A 22321-nucleotide genomic window follows, 5' to 3' on the forward strand; every position below is an offset into this window, starting at 1 on the left:
CCGCCGGCGGCGGCGTGTCGTCCTGAGAAACGGCCCGGTTCGGCGGGCGCGTCCTGAGAAGAGCAGTGCGGCGAGAGAGAAGCGGGCGGATGCCGCGACGCGGGGGTTCGCGGCATCCGCCCCGCCCGGCGCTAGGCCGGGATCAGGGTGTACTTGGTGTCGAGGAACTCGTGGATGCCCTCGAAGCCGCCCTCGCGACCGATGCCCGACTGCTTGACGCCGCCGAAGGGGGCGGCCGCGTTCGAGACGAGGCCCGTGTTGAGGCCCATCATGCCGGTGTCGAGGCGGTCGATCATGCGGTGGCCGCGCGCGAGGTCCTGCGTGAACACGTAGGAGATGAGGCCGTACTCGGTGGCGTTCGCCAGGCGCACCGCCTCGTCCTCGTCGGCGAACGTGGTGATGCCGAGCACCGGTCCGAAGATCTCCTCGCGGAGCAGGCGCGCGTCGGCCGAGACGTCGCCGAGCACGGTCGGCGCGTAGAACGAACCGGTGCCGTCGACGGGGGCGCCGCCGGCGAGCACCTTCGCGCCCTTGGAGACCGCGTCCTGCACGAGCTCGTCGGTCGAGGCGACCGCGTTGTCGTCGATGAGCGGACCGATCGCGACGCCGTCCTCGGTGCCGCGGCCGACGCGCATCGCCGAGACGCGCTCGGTGACGCGCTTGGCGAACTCGGCGGCGACCGACTCGTGCACGATGAACCGGTTCGCGGCCGTGCACGCCTGGCCGATGTTGCGGAACTTGGCGACGAGCGCGCCCTCCACGGCCTTGTCGAGGTCGGCGTCCTCGAAGACGACGAACGGCGCGTTGCCGCCGAGCTCCATCGAGGTGCGGAGGATGCCCTGCGCGGACTGCTCGATGAGCTTGCGGCCCACCTCGGTCGAGCCCGTGAACGAGAGCTTCCGCAGGCGCGGGTCGGCGATGATCGGACCCGAGACCTTCGACGAGCTCGTCGTGGTGACGACGTTCACGACGCCCTTGGGCAGGCCGACCTCCTCGAGCAGCTGCACGAAGGCGATGGTGGTGAGCGGCGTGAGCGCGGCCGGCTTCACGACGACGGTGCAGCCCGCGGCGAGCGCCGGGGCGATCTTGCGGGTCGCCATCGCGAGCGGGAAGTTCCACGGCGTGATGAAGTACGACGGGCCGACGGGACGCTGGGCGACCACGATGCGGCCGGTGCCCTCGGGGTTCCAGCCGTACCGGCCGGTGATGCGCACGGCCTCCTCGCTGAACCAGCGGAGGAACTCGCCGCCGTAGTTCACCTCGCCGCGGGCCTCGGCGAGGGGCTTGCCCATCTCGAGCGTCATGAGCAGGGCGAAGTCCTCGCGGCGCTCGATGAGGCGGTCGAACGCGCGACGGAGGATCTCGCCGCGCTCGCGGGGTGCGGTCGACGCCCAGGCGTCCTGCGCCGCGACGGCGGCGTCGAGGGCGCGGATGCCGTCGGCGGCCGACGCGTCGGCGATCGTCTTGATGACCTCGCCCGTGGACGGGTCGCGGACCTCGAAGGTCTTGCCGCCCTCGGCCTCGACCCACTCGCCGCCGATGTACAGGCCGTCGGCGACGCGGTCGAGGAGTGCGGATTCCTGCGTTGCAGTGGTCATGCGTTGGTTGTCCGTTTCCGTGTCGTGCGCGGGTCTCGCGCGATCAGGGGTAGAGGCCGCGGATGCGGTGCGCCTCGGCGACGCGCTCGACGGCGAGCGCCGTGGCGGCGGTGCGGAGCGAGAGGTCGCGGGCCTCGGCGTAGCCGAGGACGTGACGCCAGGCGTTCAGCATCCGCTCCTCAAGTCTGCTCTCGACCTCGTCGGCACGCCACCAGTACGCCTGGTTGGCCTGCACCCACTCGAAGTACGAGACGATGACACCGCCCGCGTTGGCGAGGATGTCGGGAACGACGAGCACGCCGCGCTCGCGAAGTATCGCGTCGGCTGCGGGCGTCGTGGGGCCGTTGGCGCCCTCGACGATGACGCGGGCGAGCACCTCGCGCGCGTTGGACTCGTTGAGCACGCCCTCGACGGCGGCGGGCACGAGCAGGTCGACGTCCTGCGTGAGCACGGCGTCGCGGTCGAGCTCGTCGGCGCCGGCGAACCCGACGACCGAGCCGGTGGCGCGCACGTGGTCGGCGAGCGCCTCGATGTCGAGCCCGCTGTCGTTGCGCACGGCGCCGTACTGGTCGCTCACGGCGGTGACGCGCACGCCCGCCTCGGCGAGGAACCGCGCGGCATCCGCACCGACCTTGCCGAAGCCCTGCACGGCGGCGGTCGACCGCGACGGCTCGAACCCGGCGTGCCGGAGCGCCGCGAGCGCGATGTGGGTGACGCCGCGCGAGGTGGCGGAGGCGCGGCCGAGCGACCCGCCGAGCGAGATCGGCTTGCCGGTGACGATGCCGGGCACGGTGTAGCCGGAGTTCACCGAGTAGGTGTCCATGATCCAGGCCATGGTCTGCTCGTCGGTGCCGATGTCGGGTGCGGGGATGTCGCGCTCCGGGCCGATGATCGGGAGGATCTCGCTCGTGTAGCGGCGCGTGACGCGCTCGAGCTCGGCCTGCGAGTGCTCCCGCGGGTCGATGGCGAGCCCGCCCTTGGCGCCGCCGTACGGCACGTCGAGGAGCGCGCACTTCCACGTCATCCACATGGCGAGCGCGCGCACCTCGTCGAGGTTCACGTTCGGCGCGTAGCGCAGGCCGCCCTTGGCGGGGCCGCGCGAGAAATTGTGCTGCACGCGGTAGCCGAGGTACAGGCGGCTCTCGCCCGAGTCCATGCGCAGCGGCACGGCCACGCTGAGCTCGCGGCGCGGGGTCGCGAGCATCTGGTGGAGCCCGTCGCCGTAGCCGAGCAGGGCGACGGCCTCGGCGAGCTGGGCGCGCGCGTCGGCGAGCGGGGTCGCCTCGGCGTCGACCGAGGGGGCAGGGCGGGTGACGGATGCCGCGGCATCCGTCGGCGACATCGTCGGCGCCGTCACGGGGTTCATGCCTGCTTCAGCCCCTCGGCGATGACGTCGAGGCCCTCGATGAGCAGCTCGTCGCCGATGGTGAGCGGCGGGAGGAAGCGGATGACGTTGCCGTAGGTGCCGCACGTGAGCACGAGCACGCCGTTGGCGTGGGCGTACGCGGCGAGCTTGCCGGTGAGCGCCGCGTCGGGCGCGCCGGTCGCGGGGTCGACGAGCTCGATGGCGACCATGGCGCCGCGGCCGCGGACGTCGCCGATGCGGGCGTCGGCGGTGCGGAGCGCGTTGAGGCGGCCGATGAGCACGGCGCCGATCTGCTGGGCGCGCTCGATGAGCCCGTCCTGCTCGTACGAGTCGATCGCGGCGAGCGCGGCGGCGCACGCGAGCGGGTTGCCGCCGTAGGTGCCGCCGAGGCCGCCGGCGTGGGCGGAGTCCATGATGTCGGCGCGGCCGGTGACGGCCGAGAGCGGCAGGCCGCCGGCGATGCCCTTCGCGGTGACGATCAGGTCGGGCACGATGCCCTCGTGCTCGCTCGCGAACCAGGCGCCCGTGCGGGCGAAGCCGGTCTGCACCTCGTCGGCGATGAAGACGACGTCGTTCTCGTTCGCCCACTTCACGAGCGCGGGCAGGAAGCCGGGGGCGGGCACGATGAAGCCGCCCTCGCCCTGGATGGGCTCGATGATGATCGCGGCGAGGTTGTTCGCGCCGATCTGCTTCTCGATCTGCGTGATGGCGCGGGCCGCGGCCTCGGCGCCCGAGAGGCCGTTGTCGCGGTACGGGTAGCTGAGGGGCGCGCGGTACACCTCGGGCGCGAACGGGCCGAAGCCGTCCTTGTACGGGATGTTCTTCGCGGTGAGGCCCATGGTGAGGTTGGTGCGGCCGTGGTAGGCGTGGTCGAACGCGACGACGGCCATCTTCTTGGTGAAGTGGCGGGCGATCTTCACGGCGTTCTCGACGGCCTCGGCGCCGGAGTTGAACAGGGCCGACCGCTTCTCATGGTCGCCCGGGGTGAGCTCGTTGAGCTTCTCGGCCACGGCGACGTAGCTGTCGTAGGGCGCGACGGTGAAGCAGGTGTGGGTGAAGGCGTTGAGCTGCGCGGTGACGGCCTCGACGACGCGCGGGTTCGAGTTGCCGACGCCGGTGACGGCGATGCCCGAGCCGAGGTCGATGATCGAGTTGCCGTCGGCGTCGACGATGACGCCGCCGCCGGCCGCGACGACCGAGACGGGGATGGTGGTGCCCACGCCCTTGGCGACGGCGCCCGCCTTGCGGGTCATGAGCTCCTGCGAGCGGGGGCCGGGGATGCTGGTGACGAGGCGGCGCTCCTGGGCGAGCGAGGGGCCGCCGACGGCGGTGGCCGTGGGTTCGACGAGGGTCATGGGTGCTCCGATGCGGTGACGACGGTGGCGGTGTCGGGCCATGGTAGGCAGCGGCGAACGGATGCCACCCCCTCCCCGATGTACACTCGACCCCAGTGTTCTCGACGCGGCGTACACCGAGGAGGTCCCGTGAAGCCCACCGTGCGCACCCTGCTCGAGCGCGGCGACCTCGCGCTCACTCCACTGGTCGACGAGTCGCACCTGCCCGACGGCGTCCTCGACGCGCCCGTGCCGTGGGTGCACAGCTCCGATCTCGACGACCCCGCGCCGTTCCTCGAGCCGGGCCAGGTGCTGCTCACCACCGGCACCCAGTTCGGCGCCGACCCGTCCCGCGACGATCCGGCCGTCTTCGACGCGTACGTGGCGCGGCTCGAGGGTGCTGGGCTCGCCGCACTCGGCTTCGGCGCCGAGGTGGTGCGGCCCGCCACGCCCGCCCCGCTCGTCGAGGCGTGCGAACGCCACGGACTTCCGCTGTTCGAGGTGCCGTACCGCGTGCCGTTCATCCGCATCGCGCGTACCATCGCCGACTTCACCGCCGCCGATGCGAACGCCCGGCAGGCGTGGGCGCTGCAGGCGCAACGGGCCATCTCGCTCGCGGCGCTCCGGCCGGACGGGCTCGGTGCGACGCTCACCGAGCTCAGCCAGCGCCTCGGCACGTGGGTCGGGCTCGTGGACGCCGCGGGTGCGCTCGACCGCGAGGCGCCCGAGGGCGGACTCGGCCAGCCGGCGCTCGGCGAGGTCGTCGGCGAGGCCCGGTCGATGCTGCGACGCGGGCAGCGCGCGAGCCGCACCCTCGAGGCGGGCGCGTCGGTGGGCCGACCGCAGCGGATGACGCTGCAGACGCTCGGCGCCGGCGGCGCGCTCCGCGGCGTGCTGGCGATCGGCGAGTCGCCCGAGCTCGACCAGGCCGGCCGCGAGGTCGTGACGTCGGTGATCGCGCTCGCCGGACTCGCGCTCGAGCAGAACCGCGACCTCGACCGCGCCCGCGGGCACCTCCGCTCCGGGCTGCTGCGCTCGATGCTCGCGGGCGACGTGCACCTCGCGAGCGAGGTGTCGGCCGAGATGTGGGGGCCGCTGCCCGCCGACCCCGTCCGCGTCGCCGTGTGCGACCTGCCCACCGAGCACATCGACCGGGTGGCCGAGTTCCTCGAGCTCCGCGTCGACGAACGGGACGGACGGCTGTTCTTCGGCCGCGACGGCGAATCCGTCACCATCGTGATGGAGGACGCCGACAGCGGGGTCGCCGACGAGCTCGCCACCGAGTTCGACGTGCCCGTCGGCGTCTCCGACGCGGCATCCGTCACCCGCCTCGCCGAGCTGCACGAGCAGGCGCTGCGCGCCCTCGACCGCGCCCGCGAGACCGGGCCGGGCGTGACCATGTTCGACGACATCAGCCGCCAGGGCGTGCTCGCGTTCCTCGCCCGCACCGACGCCCGCGCCGTGGCCCGTGCCACGCTCGAGCCCCTCATCCGGCACGACGAGCAGAACGGCACGGCCCTCCTCGAGACGACCCGCGCCTGGCTCGCGCACGGCGGCCAGTTCGACGCGACCGCGCAGGAGCTCGGCGTGCACCGCCACACCGTCCGCAGCCGCATCGCGCTCGCCGAGAAGCTCCTCGGCCGGGACCTGTCGGGGTTCCACGCGCGTGCCGACCTCTGGGCGGCGCTCCTCGCGACCGACTGACCTCCCTTCCCGCGGCGGACGCCGAGGCGTACCGTGGAAGCGGACGGTTCTCGCGACGGAGGGAGGGTTCCCGATGCAGGCGACGGTCGGCGATCGACTGGTCATCCACGGCAAGCAGGTGGGCAGCGCCGAACGGCACGGCGAGGTGCTCGAGGTCCGCGGTGCCGACGGCGCACCCCCGTACGTCGTCCGCTTCGACGACGGGCACGAGGCCCTGCTCTACCCGGGCAGCGACTGCGAGCTCGAGCACGCGACCGGCTGAGGCGCGCACGGGTCGGCGTCGTGGCATCCGTCGACGCCCGAAAGGCAACCCCCGAGAGATGACGGATGGCGCACGCTAGCGTGGAACGCATGCTCTTCCACTCGTACGCGGCGATCGGCGACAGCTTCACCGAGGGCGTCGGCGACGAGTTGCCCGACGGCAGCGTGCGCGGATGGGCGGACTTCGTCGCCCTCGGGCTGGCCAAGGAGGCCTCCCCCGAGGCCGTGCGGTACGCCAACCTCGCGATCCGGGGCCGCAAGCTCGGGCCCATCGTCGACGAGCAGCTCGAGGCGGCCATCGCGCTGAAGCCCGAGGTGATCAGCTTCAATGGCGGCGGCAACGACATGCTGCGCCCGCGCATGCCCGAGGAGCTCGTCGCGCAGCGGTTCCGCCAGGCGGTGCACCGCATCCGCGACGAGGGCATCCACGTGCTCATGCTGAGCGGCGCCAACCCCACCGAGCACCTGCCGCTCGGGCGCGTGTTCGACGCGCGCGGGGTGCGGCTCACCCAGGCGCTGTACGACCTCGCGTCGCTCGACGGCGTCACCTTCGTCGACAACTTCGCCGATCGCGGGCTCCGCGACATCCGCTACTGGTCGGCCGACAAGCTGCACCTCAACTCGCTCGGCCACGCGCGCGTCGCCTCGAACGTGCTCACGGCGCTCGGGGTGCCCGTGCCCGAGGAGTGGGGCGTCGCCGAGGTGGCGGCTGCGCCGCCCGGTCCGAAGAGCCGGAACACGGCCGTGTACTACCGCGAGTACGTCCTGCCCTGGATCGGGCGACGACTCACGGGCCGGTCGTCGGGCGACGGTCGCGCGGCCAAGCGGCCGACGCTCGAGCCCGTCACGCTCGACGGGGAGTAGGTCTCGGTGCGGGCGCTTCGCGTCCGACTCGACCACCGAGCGCGTCAGCCCGCGCGGACGCCCTCGACGAAGGCGCGCGTGCGTCGGGCGAGTCCGTCGATGCGCGCCCACGCGTGCGAGCCGGTGCGCACCTCGGCGGGCGCGAGCGGGGCGTGCAGTCGCACGTTCTCCTGGCACGACAGGTCGCTGCACAGGTAGGTGCCGACCGTGTTGCCGTTGCGCCCGGCCTCGCCCGCGCGCCGCGCGGAGAACATGGTCACCTGGTTCGCCGGCTGCTGCGTGTGGCAGAAGTTGCACATGCCGGCCCGGAACCGCGAGGACGGCGGGTCGGCGGCGCGCAGCACGATGCCGACGGGCTCGTCGTCGATGATCGTCACGAGGTAGCCGCGGCGGCTCGCCCGACGGTCGCGCCAGGCCAGCGCGTCGACGTGCTCCCAGTCGACGAGCAGGTACTCGAGCGGCAGTTCGAACTCGTCGAGCTCCCGATCGGTCGCGTTCACGAACGACGACCGGAGCTCGTCCTCGCTGAGCGGACGCATTCCGACCCCCTTCGACCCGAACCAGTGTAGGCGCGACCCCGGATGCCGCCACCGGGTGGACGCCGCGTCGACGGTCGGTCAGCCGACGGCGGGGCGCGGCCGGTCGTCGTGTCGCGGGCACCAGCCCGCGGGCGTGCGGTCGTAGACGTGCCCGGGGCCGGCGGCGACGAGCCGGCGGAGCGCGTCGAGGAACCGGTCGACGTCGTCGGCCGACGTGCCCGCACCGACGCTCGCCCGGAGGCCGTTGGCGCGCGTGGCGATGCGGTCGAAGAACGGGTGCGCGCAGAACCGACCGGCTCGCACCGAGATGCCGTGCTCGGCGGCGAGCGCCGCGGCGACGAGCCCGACCGACCCGCGTTCGAGCTCGACGGTGGCGATGCCGAGCCGGTCGTCGACGTCGGCGAAGCCGCGCAGCACGCGCACGCCCGGGATCGCGGCGAGCCCGTCGTGGAGACGGCCGGTGAGCGCCGCCTCGTGGGCGCGCAACGCCGGTTCGCCGAGCCGCTCGAGTTCCGCGAGGGCCGCGGCGATCGCGGCGACGCCGATGACGTTGGGAGTGCCCGCCTCGTGCCGCTCCGGTCCGCGCTTCCACTCGGCACCGTCGACGGCCACCGCCTCGACGGCGCCGCCGCCCGCGAGGTGCGGGGGCGCGGCGTCCAGCCAGTCGCCCCGGCCGACGAGCGCGCCCGCCCCGAACGGCGCGTACGCCTTGTGTCCCGAGAAGGCGACGTAGTCGATGTCGGATGCCGCGAGGTCGATGCGCCGGTGCGGCAGGAGCTGCGCGGCATCCACCGCGAACCGCGCGCCGTGGTCGTGCGCGAGCCGGGCGAGCACCTCGAGCGGCAGCACCTCGCCGGTGAGGTTGGAGGCGCCCGTGACCGACAGCAGTGCCGCAGGCGTGCGGCGGAGCTCGACGGCGAGCGCGTCGAGCGTGGCGGCGAGGGTGCCGCGCGCGACGACCACGCGACGACCGCGACGCGTCCAGGGCAGCAGGTTCGCGTGGTGCTCGAGGTCGAGCACCACGGTGTCGCCGGGCACGGCCGAGGCGAGGAGGTTGAGCGCGTCGGTGGTGTTGCGGGTGACGACCACGTGGTCGTCGATCCGGGCGCCCACGTGGCGGGCGATGGCGACGCGGGCGTCGTCGACGACGGCGGTCGACGCCTGCGAGAGGTAGCCGGTGCCGCGGTGCACGCTCGCGTAGTACGGCAGCACCCGGGCGACCCGCTCGGCGACGGCCGTGAACGCGGGGGCGGATGCCGCGACGTCGAGGTTCACGTGGCGCACGCGCCCGCCGCCGAGGACGGGGACGTCCAGGTCGGCGCCGACGAGCGCGGCGAGCGGTCCGGGCCCGGCTCCGGGCATCCGCGCCGGGGCGTCCGCGAGCGTCGTCGCGCCGCCGCGCGGGGTCGTGCTCGCACTCGTGTCCGGCATGCCGCCTCCCTCCCGTCGCGTGCGGTGCGCCCGACGCTACGGATGCCGCGAGGACCCGCTCAAGGGGCGCCCGTCACGGCACGACACGGTGCGACACGCGGCGAAACACGGGGGCGGTCTCCCGCCCCCCACGCAACCCCGCATCCGGGCGCCCGCGTGGACGTACCATGAGAGCATCGCGCCGTTCGGCGCACACCCCCGACCGAGGAGCACCTCACGACGTGACGACGACCGAGCCCGCCGAGCCCCGCCGCGACCGCATGCCCCAGACCGGCGACGCGTTCCGTCGCCGTCCCGTCCCGGATCCCGGCCTGCGCCTCAGCGACGTGCCCGAGCTCGTCCTCGTCTCCCCGGATGCCACGCACTCGCGCTTCGACCGCGACGACATCGTGGTGCGCAAGGGCCAGTACGCCCTGCGCAACGGCCACGTCACGCCGCACGAGTCGATGGTCGAGGACCTCTGCGCCGTGGCATCCGCTCTCGACGGCGCGGGCATCGACTACCTGCTGGTGCGCCGCGACGGCGGTCGCCCCGTGATCGCGGTCGACCGGGCCGAGCGCAAGCGGGTCGCGCGCGCCCTCGCCGAGGCGTTCGCCGACGAGCCGTTCTACTCGGCGACGCTCGTGCCCGACAAGGCCGCGGGCGACCGGCACGTGCTCGTGGCCGACGGCAGCCTGTCGTCGCACCGCAAGCCCAAGGCGGTGCGCCTGTACCGCCCGCGGGTCGAGCCCGTGGGCCGGCTGCGGTACGGCGCGGAGACCGCCGTGCAGCTCGAGTTCTGGCGCTTCGGCGAGGACGTCATCGAGGCGCCCGTCGAGAACGCCCTCATGCGTCGCACCCTGCCGCGCGGCGAGGCGGTCGAGGAGACCGTGCACCTGCACGGGCGCGAGTGGCGCACGCTCGAGCACATGTGGTCGCCGCTCGCGAGCGACGTCGACTTCGAGATCGACATGGTGTTCTCGTGGGTCGACGGGTCCGACGTCGAGTTCCTCCGCGAGCGCGCACGTCGCATGCAGACCTACGTCGTCGGCGAGGGCGACGACTCCGAGGCGCGCTACCGGCAGATCGACGAGCTGAAGTACGCGCTGCGCTCGGTGTACCTGTTCGCGCCGTGGGTGCGCCGCATCTTCATCTGCACCGACTCGCGGCCGCCGGCGTGGCTCGCGAAGCACCCGAAGGTGACGATCGTGCGGGCCGAGGAGATGTTCGCCGACACGTCGGTGCTGCCCACGTACAACTCGCACGCCGTCGAGAGCCAGCTGCACCGCATCCCGGGCATCGCCGAGCACATCCTCTACTCGAACGACGACATGTTCTTCGGGCGCCCGCTCTCGCCCGACCTGTTCTTCTCGCCGGGCGGCATCACCAAGTTCGTCGAGGCCGGCACGCGCATCGGCCTCGGCGACTCCGACCCGAGCCGGTCGGGCTTCGAGAACGCCGCTCGCGTGAACCGCCGGCTGCTGCGCGAGCGGTTCGGCAAGGTCACCACCCGGCACCTCGAGCACTGCGCGGCGCCGCTCCGCAAGTCGGTCATGGCCGAGCTCGAGCGCGAGTTCCCCGACGAGTTCCGCCGCACGGCCGCGAGCCGGTTCCGCTCGGCGACCGACATCTCGGTGACGAACTCGCTGTACCACTACTACGCGCTGCTCACCGGCCGTGCCGTGGTGCAGACCGATGCGAAGGTCAAGTACATCGAGACGACCCTGAAGCGCGCGCTCCCGGCGATGAAGCGCCTGCTGAAGCGCCGCGACATGGACATGTTCTGCCTCAACGACGGCAGCTTCCCCGAGATCTCGGTCGAGGAGCGAACCGAGGCGGTCATCGACTTCCTCGAGCGCTACTTCCCCTTCGCGGCACCGTGGGAGAAGGGCGCGACGGATGCCGCGGAGCCGGCGTTCGACGCCGCGGGCGCGCCGATCACGAGCGACGCCGACCACTCGGCGGCCTGACGCGCGGCGCTCGCCGTGACCGGAGACCTCGCCGGCTACGCCAGGACGGGGATGGGCCGCGTGAAGGGCGGCTCCTCCTCGCGCGGGGCGGGCACCGCGGCATCCGTGATCTCGACCCCGGCCGCGTCGAGCCGGCGCCGGGTCTCGGCGGCGTCGACCCAGTCGAGCGCGGGCGTCTCGCCGAGCGGGACCACCGAGTGGAGCACCGTGCCGGGGTACACGTGCACGAGGTTGAAGGCGCGGGCGCCGTCGCGTCCGCGCGTGCCGCCGACCGGCACCGTGAGGTCCTGGGTGTAGCAGCTCGCCGAGGCGACCGAGACCGGCACGCCCGCGAACATCGCGGTCGACGAGTAGTGCAGGTGCCCGGCGATGATCGAGCGGATGTCGCTGCCCGCGATGACCTCGGCGAGCGGTCCCTGGTCGCGCAGCTCGACCGACACGGCCAGGTCGAGCACGCTCGGGATCGGCGGGTGGTGCATCGCGAGGATCGTGCCGTCGGGCGCGGGGATCGACAGTTCCTCGGCGAGCCAGTCGAGCTGCTCGTCGGCGATCTCGCCGTGGTGCCGGCCGGGGACGGTCGTGTCGAGCGTGATGACGCGGAGGCCGTTGACGTCGTCGACGCGGTCGACCGGGCGCTGCCCGCCGGCGACGTCGCGGAGGAGGCCACGACGGAAGGCGTCGCGGTCGTCGTGGTTGCCCATGACCCAGATGACCCGCGAGCCGAGGCGCGCGGCGGCCGGTTCGACGATGCGACGGATCAGGTCGTACGCCTCGGGTTCGCCGCGGTCGGCGAGGTCGCCCGTGAAGACGATCGCGTCGGGCCGTCCGCCCGACGCCTCGAACTGCTCGAAGAGCGCGCGCAGGTGCCGGTCGGCGTCGATCCGGTCGTAGAGCCGTCGCCCGGCTCCGAGCAGGTGGGTGTCGCTGATGTGCAGGAGGAAGTGCGACGGGCGGGGGTACTCGGCCCTGCGGGGGTTCACGCTGACTCCGTCTCGTTGCCGATGGTCCGGGTCGATCCGAAGCTAGCGCAGCATGCCCACCCGAACGATCAGTGAATGCGGAGTGTGACGAACCTGAACGCTTCGCCGACCACGGTCGATTCCGGATGTCAAGGCCCTCCCCCGAATCGTCGCACCGTCGCAGACTCGGTGCCGAGGTGGTCGTCACCTCTGGCAGGCCGGTCGGCGTGCTGAAGACCGTTCCCGTCCCCCGGGAGCCTCGCCGCCGGCCTGCCGTCCACCCGATGCGCTCGGGAGGCGCAGCTCGCCGTCGCGCGAGCCGAGCGCTCAGTCCTTCTTCTTGTCGGGCCGGTTCGCGGCCCCGGGCGAATCCGCGGACTTGCCGGGCGCCTCCGGCTCCGGCTCGTCGGCGGGCTCCGGATCGGCGGCCGAGGGGACGTCGGACGCCGGTGGTGCGGCCTCCGTTTCGGCGGGCGGCGACGTCGGGCTCGGAGCGGGCCCGACCGTGGGCGGCGACGACGCCCCGCTCGGGATCGGCGATGGCGTCGCCGGCTCGCGGTCGGGTCGCGGACGGTCGTCGGGCTCGGTCCGTTCGGAGCCGCCGGCGATCGGCGCCGATGCCGAGATCACGGCCGTGGCGCCGCCGAGCGCCAGCGCGGCCACGACCGACGCCGCGCCGAGGAGCACCGCGGGTCGGTGAGCGGAGAACCAGGGCACGGCCGGGCTGCGGCGGACGCGGGCGAGCGCGGCGGCGATGACGCGGCCGAGGCCCTCGCGGAGTCCGGGCCGTGGGGCGGCGTGACGGCCGCGCCGCCCGTCCGACGATGCCGACCTGGGGTCTGCCATTGCCTCGTCCACCACGTCCCTCAGTGCGATTGCCGGATGCAGCCTACCTGCCGGAACGCGACCGCGCCTCCCGAACGGGGGTCACCGCGAGCGGCAGGCCGACGAGCCGCCGGTCGACGAGCGACGCGCGGTATCGTCAGGCGGCGGACGAGGCGGCCGCGGCAGCCGCGGCAGGCACGACCACGACCGGGCCGGCGAGGTTCATGAGCAGGTCGGAGTTGGTGCGGCCGAGGGGCAGGAAGCCTCGCCCGTCCGCTCCGCGTCGCCCCGTCACCGTCAGGACCGCCCGGCGGGAGACGCCGATCAGCGTGCCCGAGGCCGGGTCGGTGGTGCTGCGCTGCTCGATGGAGACGTCCGGGTGCACCGCCGCGGCGAGGGAGGCCGCGCGCTCGGCGGGCGCCGGTCGCTCCTCGTCGCCGTCGGAGTGCACGATGACGAGGGCCTCCCCGAGCCGCTTCGCCTCCCGCGCGGCGAACCGCACGGCCTCGTCGCTGTCGGTGCCCTCGGAGACGCCGACGGCCACGCCCGACCGGCCGCGCCACGACGTCACGGGCACGACGACGGTCGGCGTGGTCGAGACGGCGGCGAGCTGCAGGCTCCGCGAGCCGAGGGCGTGGCCGTGGAAGTAGCCGACCTTGTGGGTGCCGACCGCGACGAGGGCGGCGTCCCGCGCGGCCTCGGCGAGCGCCAGCATCGGGCTGCCCACGGCGAGGTGCGTCGACACCTCGAGGTCCGGCGCCAGGCCCCGCACGAACTCGACCTCGCGCTCGGAGCCGCGCTCCGCCGCACCCTTCAGCTCTGCGAGCGCCGACCCGCCCACCGTGCCCCAGCCGTCGTCGACCACGGTCGCGAGCACGAGGTCGTCGCCGGTGCTGCGCGCACGATCGATCGCCCAGGTGAGAGCCGCCCGACTCGCCACGCTTCCATCCGCACCGACCACGATCGTCATGCGATCCAGCATCCGCTCCCGGGGGCTGCGGGAGCGAGGCCTTTGGTCCCCCAGCGCGTCGGGTCGCCGCGGCGGACGCCTGCCGAGGGGGTCCCGGGCGCCGGAAAGCGGGTGCTACAGTGGCGGCAAATACCGTGGGGGATATGGGGATGGGTGCGATGGATTCGCCCTTGTCATTTCCCGAGGGTCCGCGATCGGAGCTCGACCGGACGCTCAGGGAGCTCGTCGACCGTGCGGACGAGGTCATGCGCACGCAGGAGCGTCTCCGCGCCCTCCTCTCGGCGACCCAGGCCGTCGTGGAGCCGATCGAGCTCGCCGAGGTGCTGCGTCGCATCGTCGAGGCCGCGGTGAGGCTCGTCGACGCCGAGTACGGCGCCCTGGGGGTGCTCGCGCCGCAGGGCGGACTCGAGGAGTTCATCCACGTCGGCATGCCCGACGACATGGTGCATCGCATCGGCCACCTGCCGGAAGGGCGCGGCCTGCTCGGCGCGTTGATCGACCACCCCGACCCGATCCGCCTGCACGAGATCGGCGAGGACCCCCGCTCGGTCGGGTTCCCCGCCGGGCACCCGCCCATGCACAGCTTCCTCGGCGTCCCCGTGCGCGTGCGCGACGAGATCTTCGGCAACCTCTACCTCACCAACCGCGCCGACGGCGACTTCTCGGAGGAGGACGTCGAGCTCATCTCGGCGCTCGCCGCCGCGGCGGGGGTCGCGATCGACAACGCGCGCCGCTTCGCCGAGGCCCAGATGCGGGAGGCCTGGGCCGCGGCATCCGCCCAGGTCGCCGCCGCCCTGCTGACCTCGTCGAGCGACGATGCCGCCGCGTTGATCGCCGACGAACTCGCGTCGCGCGGGGCCGCCGACCGCGTGTCGGTCGTGGTGCGCGGCGAGGAACCGGGATCGGTGCGCGTGCTCGAGTCGCGCGGGGTCGACTGCGACGACGTCGCCGGCGACGAGGTGCCGCCCGGCCGGACGCTCGCAGCGGTCACCCTCGAGGGCGGCGCCACGCGGACCGCCCCCGGCGGGCGGACCGAGGCGCCGCGCGACGCCCTCGCCCTCCACGCGGACGGACACGACGGACCCGTGCTGTTCGTCGCGCTGCGCAAGTCGGGCCTGCCCACTGCCGTGATCGCCGCAGGCCGGCGCCCGGGCGCCCCGCACTTCACCCCCGCGGAGATGCGCATCGCCGAGGACCTCGCGGAACGCGTCTCCCTCGCGCACGAGCTCGCCGAGGCCCGGGAGGCCCAGCAGCGTTCCCTGCTGCTCGAGGACCGCGCCCGCATCGCCCGCGACCTGCACGATCACGTCGTGCAGCAGCTCTACGGCGCCGGGCTCGATCTGCAGGCGGTCGCCTCGCTGAGCACGGGCGCGGCGGCCGAACGCATCGAGTCGGCCGTCGAGACCCTCGACGAGTCCATCGCGCAGATCCGCACGATCGTGTTCGCGCTCACGCCCCGTGCGGGCGGCGCGCCGACGTTGCGGCACCGCGTGCTCGACCTCGCCGGCGCGGCGTCGCGGCACCTGCGGCAGCCGGTCTCGGTGTCGTTCAGCGGTCCGGTCGACCTGATCTCGCAGGGCCGCCTCTCAGACGAACTCACGGCGTCGGTCCGCGAACTGCTCTCCAACGCGGTCAAGCACGCCGACGCGCACACCGTGGGGCTGACGGTCGCGGCATCCGACGGCGTCGTGGCGGCCGAGGTGGTCGACGACGGGCGCGGCATCGGCGCTCCCGTCCGGCGGAGCGGCCTGGACAACCTGCGGACGCGCGCCGAGCAGCTCGGCGGCGCCTTCGAGATCGACAGCGGCCCGCACGGCACCCGCGCGCGGTGGTCCGTCCCCGTCGAGGCCGAGCCCGTGTCGGCGAACCCCTGAGCGAATTGGAGCCCCAGTGACCCGAGTCTTCCTCGTCGACGACCACGAGATCGTGCGGCGCGGCGTCGCCGAGCTGCTCGAGCGCGAACCCGACCTCGTCGTCGTGGGCGAGGCCGACAGCGTGGCGCACGCGCTCCCCCGCATCCAGGCCACGGCGCCGGATGTCGCGGTGCTCGACATGCGGCTCCCCGACGGCGACGGCATCGACCTGTGCCGGGAGATCCGTTCGCGCAATCCCGAGATCGCCTGCCTGATCCTCACCGCGTACGACGACGACCAGGCGGCCATGTCGGCCGTGCTCGCGGGGGCATCGGGGTACGTGCTGAAGAACGTCCGCGGCTCGACCATCGTCGAGGACGTCCGCGCAGTGGCGGCCGGCAAGTCGCTCATCGACGCGAAGGTCACCGCGCGCGTCACGCAGCAGGCCGCGCGCGACGACCACGACGATCCCCGCTTCGCGGCCCTCAACCTCCGGGAACGGCAGGTGCTCGCGCTCATCGCCGACGGGCTCACGAACCGGCAGATCGGTGAACAGCTCGGACTGGCGGAGAAGACCGTGAAGAACTACGTCTCCGGCCTGCTCTCGAAGCTCGGGTTCGAGCGCCGCACGCAGGCTGCCGTGTACCAGATGGAGCGGCGCGCGCACGAGCAGGGCTGAGCTCCGAGACGCACCGCGTCCGTCGCGTTCGACTGTTCCGGTCGTTCCGCAACCCCCTGACGGCGTCGGTACCGCCGTGTTCGGCTGTGCGCTCGAGCACGACACGGCACGGCCGACGATGAGGAGCGACACATGCGCGCGATGGTGTACCGAGGGCCCTACAAGGTCCGCGTCGAGGAGAAGGACCGGCCGCGGATCGAGCATCCGAACGACGCGATCGTGCGCGTCACGGCCGCCGCGATCTGCGGTTCCGACCTCCACCTGTACCACGGCATGATCCCCGACACGCGAGTCGGCATGACCTTCGGCCACGAGTTCGTCGGCGAGGTCGTCGAGGTCGGACCGTCGGTGGAGCGCCTGAAGGTCGGCGACCGGGTGATGGTGCCGTTCAACATCTACTGCGGGTCGTGCTACTTCTGCGTGCGCGGCCTGTTCTCCAACTGCCACAACGTGAACCCGAACGCCACCGCGGTCGGCGGGATCTACGGGTACTCGCACACGAGCGGCGGCTACGACGGCGGCCAGGCCGAGTACGTCCGCGTGCCGCTCGCCGACGTGGGTCCGTCGGTGATCCCCGACTGGCTCGACGAGCGCGACGCCGTGCTGCTGACCGACGCGCTGCCGACGGGCTACTTCGGCGCGCAACTCGGCGACATCGCCGAGGGCGACACGGTCGTCGTCTTCGGGGCCGGGCCGGTCGGGCTGTTCGCCGCGCGGTCGGCGTGGCTCATGGGCGCCGGCCGCGTCATCGTCGTCGACCACCTGGAGTACCGGCTGGAGAAGGCCCGGGACTTCGCCCACGCCGAGACGGTCAACTTCACCGAGCTCGACGACGTGGTCGTCGAGATGAAGCGCACGACCGATTGGCTCGGGGCGGATGTCGTCATCGATGCGGTGGGCGCGGAGGCCGACGGGAACTTCCTGCAGCACGTGACCAGCGCGAAGTTCAAGCTGCAGGGCGGCTCGCCCGTCGCGCTGAACTGGGCGATCGACTCCGTCCGGAAGGGCGGCACGGTGTCGGTGGTGGGTGCGTACGGGCCGATCTTCAGTGCGGTCAAGTTCGGGGACGCCATGAACAAGGGCCTCACCATCCGCACCAACCAGTGCCCGGTCAAGCGGCAGTGGCCGCGACTGCTCGAGCACATCCGCGCGGGCTACTTCAAGCCGAGCGACATCATCACCCACGAGATCCCGCTCGAGCACATCACCGAGGGCTACCACATGTTCTCGGCGAAGCTCGACAACTGCATCAAGCCCATCGTCGTGCCGAGCGCGGCCTGAACGGAGGAGGAGACCATGCCGTACAACGCTGAACCGCACCTGCGCCGGCCCAGTTCCGAGGCGCTGAGGGAGCGCATCCCCGGGTGGGGCGCCGACCTCGACCCGGCCGATCGGCCGTCGGTGCCGCGCGAGTTGAACCTGACCCCCGAGGACAACGGCGCGCATTGGGACGTGCCCGAGCGTCAGCCGGAGCTCGAGCCGCGTGAGCGGTCCATCGAGCACGGGATGCTGCCGCCGGTCTTCGGCACGGTCGCGCCGCTGCGCGGCCTGTCGGGGGCGATCCGACGCTACGCATACGAGAACTACAGCGAGGCGCGCGCCGCGCACTGGCTGCTGCTCGTGCTCGGCGACCGGGTCGACGCGGGCGAGCAGCACCTCCGCTCGCTCGCCTCGACGCGGCCCGACAACCCGATCACGCAGACCGGCGTGCTGAGCGAGGGGCGCCGGCACGGCGTCGCCTCACGGTTCGGCGTCGGTCGCGCCGACACCGCGCATCAGTGGATGGACCCGGTGATCGTCGCGGCTCCCTGGGTCGTGACGGCCATCGGGATCGGGCTCCTGGTCCGCGGCGCGCGGCGCACGGCGTCGTCCGAGCGGGTCCAGACCGAGTAGCGCGACCGGGCGCATTCCGTCGACGCGGCGGAATGCGCCCGCCACCGTCGGAGTTATACTTGTTGCTACAAGTAATCACCGACAGGAGATCCTCATGTCCGACGAGCGCGTACTCGACCCCGACACCTCGATGGGCGCCGTCACGCTGCGGGTCGGCGACCTCGAGGGCATGACCGCCTACTACGCGAACGCCTTCGCGATGGAGCCGCTCGAAGAGCGCAGCCGCGCCCGCGAGGTGCATCGCGTCCTGGGTCGCAGCACGACTCCCCTGGTCCGACTCGTGCACACGCCCGACCTGCCCGTGGTCGACCCCCGCCAGCCGGGCCTGTTCCACACGGCGTTCCTGTTCGACGACCGGGCGAGCCTCGCGGCGACGGTGCTCCGCGCCGCGCAGGACCCGCGCAGCCGCTTCGTCGGCTCGAGCGACCACCTCGTCAGCGAGGCGTTCTACTTCACGGACCCCGAGGGCAACGGCGTCGAGCTCTACACCGATCGCGATCGCAGCACGTGGATCCACGACGGCGAGCAGATCCGGATGGCGACCGCCTACCTGGATCCCAACGACTACCTCCGCCGCCACCTCAGCCAGGCCGCCGTCGATGCCGGCCCGTCGCTCGTCGGGAAGGTCGGGCACGTGCACCTGCAGGTCGGCGACCTGACGAGCGCACGGGAGTTCTACGTCGACGCGATCGGCTTCGAGCCCACGCAGACCGGGTACCCGGGCGCGGTGTTCGCGTCGGCCGGCGGATACCACCACCACATCGCCATGAACACGTGGAACAGCCGCGGCGCCGGACCTCGCGCGGCGAGCCTCGGCCTCGGCGACGTCTCCGTGACCGTGCCGGCCCGCGACGACCTCGACGCGCTCGCCGCCCGCCTGCGCGGACGCGGCCTGCGGTTCGCCGACGACGGCCGCGCCATCACGGTCGACGACCCGTGGGGCACCCAGGTCACGGTCGGCCTGCCCGACCTCACGACCGACGAGCTGCTCGCCCGCTGACCAGTGGTGGTCGAGGCGGACGCGAAGCGCCCGTACCGAGACCCGGCCGAACGTCACCGGCTCGCCGTACGCTGCCTCCATGGCAACCGATGCCGCGGCCTGCACCGCCGTCGACGAACTCGGCGCCTGCTCGGCTCCCGCCGAACCGGGCGCTCCGCTGGCGCTGTGCACCACGCACCTGCTCGCCGCGTACGACTGGGTCGCGCGCGAGCAGGGCGTGACCGACGTACTGCCGGGCGCGTGCCCGGTGTGCGGCTCCCGCGTGGGCGTGCACTTCCCGTCGGGGTGGACCTGCGCCGTCTGCGAGTGGCGGCTCGGCGACGTGCCCGACCTCGACGTCCTCCCGGCCCGGGTCGACGTCGTCTACTACGTGCGCTGGCGCGACCGCGTCAAGATCGGCACGTCCTCGAACCCGCGGCAGCGGTTGGCGGTGATCCCGCACGATGAGGTGCTCGCCTTCGAACGCGGCGGTCGTCTGCTCGAGCAGCGGCGGCACGCGCAGTTCGCGGCATCCCGGTACCCGGGCGGCGAGTGGTTCGCGTTCGACGCCCCGATCGCCGCGCTCGTGGCCGAACTCGCCGCCGGGGTCGACGACCCCTGGCAGCGGTACGACCGCTGGCGCAGCGAGGAGCTCGCCAGGCGGGCGTGACCGTGCGCCGGCGTCAGCGCTTGGAGTGACGCGGCTTGCGAGCGGGTCGGTCGTCGCCCCCGGCCGCCTCGCCGGCCTCGCCCTCGCGCGCAGGGCGGTCACCGTACTCGCGCGGGCGGCGCGGGCCCCGGTCGTCGTCCCAGCTGCGCCGGCGCGGCCGCCCGGAGTCGGGCCGCAGCTCGATGAGCTGCCCCGAGATCCGGGTGCCCGCGAGGCGGTCGAACACCTCGTTCGGCAGGTCGGCGGGCAGCTCGACCAGCGAGAAGTCCGACTTGATCTGGATGGCGCCGAAGTCGTCGCGCTGCAGTCCGCCCTCGTTCGCGAGCGCACCCACGATCTGGCGGGGCTGCACCCGCTGGCGCTTGCCGACGGCGATGCGGTACTGCGCCATCCGCGTGTTCGGACGCGGACGGCGGTCCGGTCGCTCGCCGCCGCGGTCGCCGCGGTCGCCGCGGTCCGGGCGGTCCCGGTCGCGATCGAACCGCTCGCGCACCGGCCGCTCGGGTTCCGGCTCGAGCAGCAGCGGCGAGTCGCCCTGGGCGACGACGGCGAGGGCCGCCGCGACGTCCGCTTCGGGCACGTCGTGGTTGCGCACGTAGTGGGCGATGATGTCGCGGAACCCGTCGATGCGCTCGGCCTGGCCCAGCGCGGCGGTGATGCGGTCGTCGAACCGTGCGAGCCGGGTCTCGTTGACCTCGTCGACGCTCGGCAGCTGCATCTGGGTGATGGGCTGCTTGGTCGCCTTCTCGATGCGCGCGAGGAGCCCGCGCTCGCGGGGCGTGACGAAGCTGATCGCGTCGCCGGTGCGACCCGCGCGGCCCGTGCGCCCGATGCGGTGCACGTAGGGCTCGCTGTCGGTCGGGATGTCGAAGTTCACGACGTGGCTGATGCGCTCGACGTCGAGGCCGCGGGCCGCGACATCCGTCGCCACCAGGATGTCGAGCTTGCCCGACTTCAGCTGGTTCACGGTGCGCTCGCGCTGCGCCTGCGCGATGTCGCCGTTGATCGCGGCGGCCTCGTAGCCGCGGGCGCGGAGCTTCTCGGCGAGGGTCTCGGTCTCGTTCTTGGTGCGGACGAAGACGATCATGCCCTCGAAGTTCTCGACCTCGAGGATGCGGGTGAGCGCATCGACCTTCTGCGCGTACGACACGACGAGGTAGCGCTGCGTGATGTTCGCCGAGGTCTGGGTCTTCGTCTTGACCGTGATCTCCTCGGGGTCGTGCAGGTACTGCTGCGACATCCGTCGGATCGTGGCGGGCATGGTCGCCGAGAACAGCGCGACCTGCTTGTCGTCGGGGGTGTCGGCGAGGATCGTCTCGACGTCCTCGGCGAAGCCCATCTTCAGCATCTCGTCGGCCTCGTCGAGCACGAGGTACTTCAGCTCCGACAGGTCGAGCGTGCCCTTGTCGAGGTGGTCCATGATGCGGCCGGGCGTGCCGACGATGATGTGCACGCCGCGGCGCAGCGCCGACAGCTGCACGCCGTAGCCCTGGCCGCCGTAGACGGGCAGGATGTGCACGCCGCGGAGGTGGGCGGCGTACCGCTCGAACGCCTCGCACACCTGCAGCGCGAGCTCGCGGGTGGGGGCGAGCACGAGGGCCTGCGGGGTCTTCTGCGACACGTCGAGGCGTGCGAGGATCGGCAGCGCGAACGCGGCGGTCTTGCCGGTGCCGGTCTGCGCGAGTCCGACGACGTCGCGGCCGGCGAGCAGGGTCGGGATGGTCGCGGCCTGGATCGCGGAGGGCGTCTCGTAGCCGACGTCGTCGAGTGCCTTGAGCACCGGACCCTCGAGCCCGAGGTCGGAGAAGGTGATCGCGGCGGGCTCCTCGGGAGCCGCGGCCTCGACGGGGGAATCCACGGAAGTCACGCTTCAGGGTAGTCCGTGCGCCTGAACGGCGCCCGGGTGCCCCACTGCGCGCTGGCGAGACGGATGCCGCCTCGCGGCGAGGGGCGCCCAGTGTGCGCCATCCGCGCCCATGCCGCAAGGGGTCGCGTCGCCTCCGGCCGTTCGGAAGGGTTGGAGGCTCGTGATCAGAGGAGGAACGACATGCTGACACTCACCCCATCGGCGAGCACCGTCGTGAAGGAGATCGTCGACCGCAGTGGTGCCCCCGCCGGGGCCGGCCTCCGCATCGACACCGAGGATGCCGCCGGCACCGAATTCGGCGTCGCCATCGCGCCGGCTCCTGAGGAGCGGGATTCGGTCGTCGAGCAGGAGGGCGCGCGCGTCTACCTCGCCGAGAACGCGGCGAAGGCGCTCGACGACAAGACCCTGGACGCCCATGTGGCCGAGGACGGACGCGTGGCGTTCGACATCCTCCCGCAGCGGGTCTGATCGATCAGGACGGTGGTCCGGTGACCCGTTCCCCGGACCGTCGCACGTCGGATCGCAACGAACGCCCCGGGCTTCGGCCCGGGGCGTTCGTCGTGCGGCGGGGCCGCGTCCC

The 22321-nt window shown here is 73.0% G+C and carries 20 protein-coding genes; 11 read left to right on the forward strand and 9 right to left on the reverse strand.

The window, feature by feature from the left end; all coding sequences use genetic code 11:
- Positions 1-131: 131 nt before the first annotated feature.
- The 3 genes from AVP42_RS15955 to gabT are packed head-to-tail and all read right to left on the reverse strand — an operon-like array spanning position 132 to position 4319.
- Entirely contained in the window at positions 132-1598 is a 1467-nt protein-coding gene (locus tag AVP42_RS15955) for an NAD-dependent succinate-semialdehyde dehydrogenase (protein ID WP_067950801.1), read from the reverse strand.
- A 43-nt stretch (positions 1599-1641) separates the two neighbouring features.
- Positions 1642-2940, reverse strand: coding sequence for a Glu/Leu/Phe/Val dehydrogenase (locus AVP42_RS15960; RefSeq protein ID WP_067950886.1), 1299 nt, complete (start codon positions 2938-2940; stop codon positions 1642-1644).
- 20 nt (positions 2941-2960) lie between these two features.
- Entirely contained in the window at positions 2961-4319 is a 1359-nt protein-coding gene (gene gabT, locus AVP42_RS15965) for a 4-aminobutyrate--2-oxoglutarate transaminase (RefSeq protein WP_157356877.1), read from the reverse strand.
- A 129-nt stretch (positions 4320-4448) separates the two neighbouring features.
- Here gabT and AVP42_RS15970 point away from each other — a divergent pair, with 129 nt between their 5' ends.
- The 3 genes from AVP42_RS15970 (at position 4449) to AVP42_RS15980 (ending at position 7127) form a co-directional block, all read left to right on the forward strand.
- Positions 4449-6002, forward strand: a complete 1554-nt coding sequence (locus tag AVP42_RS15970; RefSeq protein WP_231878675.1) for a PucR family transcriptional regulator — start codon at positions 4449-4451, stop codon at positions 6000-6002.
- A gap of 73 nt (positions 6003-6075) precedes the next feature.
- Positions 6076-6264 carry a DUF1918 domain-containing protein gene (locus tag AVP42_RS15975; protein ID WP_067950807.1) on the forward strand — a complete coding sequence of 63 codons (189 nt, stop codon included), beginning with the start codon at positions 6076-6078 and terminating at the stop codon, positions 6262-6264.
- Positions 6265-6353: 89 nt separating this feature from the next.
- Positions 6354-7127: an SGNH/GDSL hydrolase family protein gene (locus tag AVP42_RS15980; protein ID WP_067950809.1), complete on the forward strand. Its 774-nt coding sequence runs from the start codon at positions 6354-6356 to the stop codon at positions 7125-7127.
- 44 nt (positions 7128-7171) lie between these two features.
- Here the strand turns inward: AVP42_RS15980 and AVP42_RS15985 are convergent, their stop codons facing one another.
- Positions 7172-7666 carry an FBP domain-containing protein gene (locus tag AVP42_RS15985; protein WP_067950811.1) on the reverse strand — a complete coding sequence of 165 codons (495 nt, stop codon included), beginning with the start codon at positions 7664-7666 and terminating at the stop codon, positions 7172-7174.
- Positions 7667-7744: 78 nt separating this feature from the next.
- Complete coding sequence (locus tag AVP42_RS15990) at positions 7745-9097, reverse strand: aminotransferase class V-fold PLP-dependent enzyme (protein ID WP_197467054.1); 1353 nt, start codon at positions 9095-9097, stop codon at positions 7745-7747.
- A 260-nt stretch (positions 9098-9357) separates the two neighbouring features.
- On the opposite strand from AVP42_RS15990, the gene AVP42_RS15995 reads away from it, so the two are divergent.
- Entirely contained in the window at positions 9358-11046 is a 1689-nt protein-coding gene (locus AVP42_RS15995; protein ID WP_082847363.1) for a stealth family protein, read from the forward strand.
- A 35-nt stretch (positions 11047-11081) separates the two neighbouring features.
- On the opposite strand, the gene AVP42_RS16000 is transcribed toward AVP42_RS15995, so the two are convergent.
- The 3 genes from AVP42_RS16000 to AVP42_RS16010 form a co-directional block, all read right to left on the reverse strand.
- A complete protein-coding gene (locus tag AVP42_RS16000; protein WP_067950813.1) occupies positions 11082-12026 on the reverse strand; it encodes a phosphodiesterase in 945 nt (314 codons plus the stop codon).
- Between the two features lie 306 nt (positions 12027-12332).
- Positions 12333-12851, reverse strand: coding sequence for a hypothetical protein (locus AVP42_RS16005; RefSeq protein ID WP_067950815.1), 519 nt, complete (start codon positions 12849-12851; stop codon positions 12333-12335).
- Positions 12852-12987: 136 nt separating this feature from the next.
- Positions 12988-13800, reverse strand: a complete 813-nt coding sequence (locus tag AVP42_RS16010; protein ID WP_067950817.1) for a universal stress protein — start codon at positions 13798-13800, stop codon at positions 12988-12990.
- 158 nt (positions 13801-13958) lie between these two features.
- Here AVP42_RS16010 and AVP42_RS16015 point away from each other — a divergent pair, with 158 nt between their 5' ends.
- The 6 genes from AVP42_RS16015 (at position 13959) to AVP42_RS16040 (ending at position 19874) form a co-directional block, all read left to right on the forward strand.
- Positions 13959-15674 (forward strand): GAF domain-containing protein, encoded by a 1716-nt coding sequence (locus tag AVP42_RS16015; protein ID WP_231878676.1) that lies wholly within the window; start codon positions 13959-13961, stop codon positions 15672-15674.
- 16 nt (positions 15675-15690) lie between these two features.
- Positions 15691-16332, forward strand: a complete 642-nt coding sequence (locus AVP42_RS16020) for a response regulator transcription factor (RefSeq protein ID WP_067950822.1) — start codon at positions 15691-15693, stop codon at positions 16330-16332.
- Positions 16333-16464: 132 nt separating this feature from the next.
- On the forward strand, positions 16465-17613 hold the full coding sequence (locus tag AVP42_RS16025; protein ID WP_067950824.1) for a zinc-dependent alcohol dehydrogenase: 1149 nt from the start codon (positions 16465-16467) through the stop codon (positions 17611-17613).
- A 15-nt stretch (positions 17614-17628) separates the two neighbouring features.
- On the forward strand, positions 17629-18225 hold the full coding sequence (locus AVP42_RS16030; RefSeq protein WP_067950826.1) for a hypothetical protein: 597 nt from the start codon (positions 17629-17631) through the stop codon (positions 18223-18225).
- A gap of 94 nt (positions 18226-18319) precedes the next feature.
- Positions 18320-19225: a VOC family protein gene (locus tag AVP42_RS16035; protein ID WP_067950828.1), complete on the forward strand. Its 906-nt coding sequence runs from the start codon at positions 18320-18322 to the stop codon at positions 19223-19225.
- Positions 19226-19304: 79 nt separating this feature from the next.
- Positions 19305-19874 carry a GIY-YIG nuclease family protein gene (locus AVP42_RS16040; RefSeq protein ID WP_067950830.1) on the forward strand — a complete coding sequence of 190 codons (570 nt, stop codon included), beginning with the start codon at positions 19305-19307 and terminating at the stop codon, positions 19872-19874.
- A 13-nt stretch (positions 19875-19887) separates the two neighbouring features.
- On the opposite strand, the gene AVP42_RS16045 is transcribed toward AVP42_RS16040, so the two are convergent.
- Positions 19888-21741, reverse strand: coding sequence for a DEAD/DEAH box helicase (locus AVP42_RS16045; protein WP_082847356.1), 1854 nt, complete (start codon positions 21739-21741; stop codon positions 19888-19890).
- 180 nt (positions 21742-21921) lie between these two features.
- On the opposite strand from AVP42_RS16045, the gene AVP42_RS16050 reads away from it, so the two are divergent.
- Entirely contained in the window at positions 21922-22209 is a 288-nt protein-coding gene (locus AVP42_RS16050; protein ID WP_067950832.1) for a hypothetical protein, read from the forward strand.
- The last annotated feature ends 112 nt before the right edge of the window (positions 22210-22321 follow it).

This window comes from Agromyces sp. NDB4Y10 (assembly GCF_001620055.1).
Taxonomy (GTDB): Bacteria; Actinomycetota; Actinomycetes; order Actinomycetales; family Microbacteriaceae; genus Agromyces; species Agromyces indicus.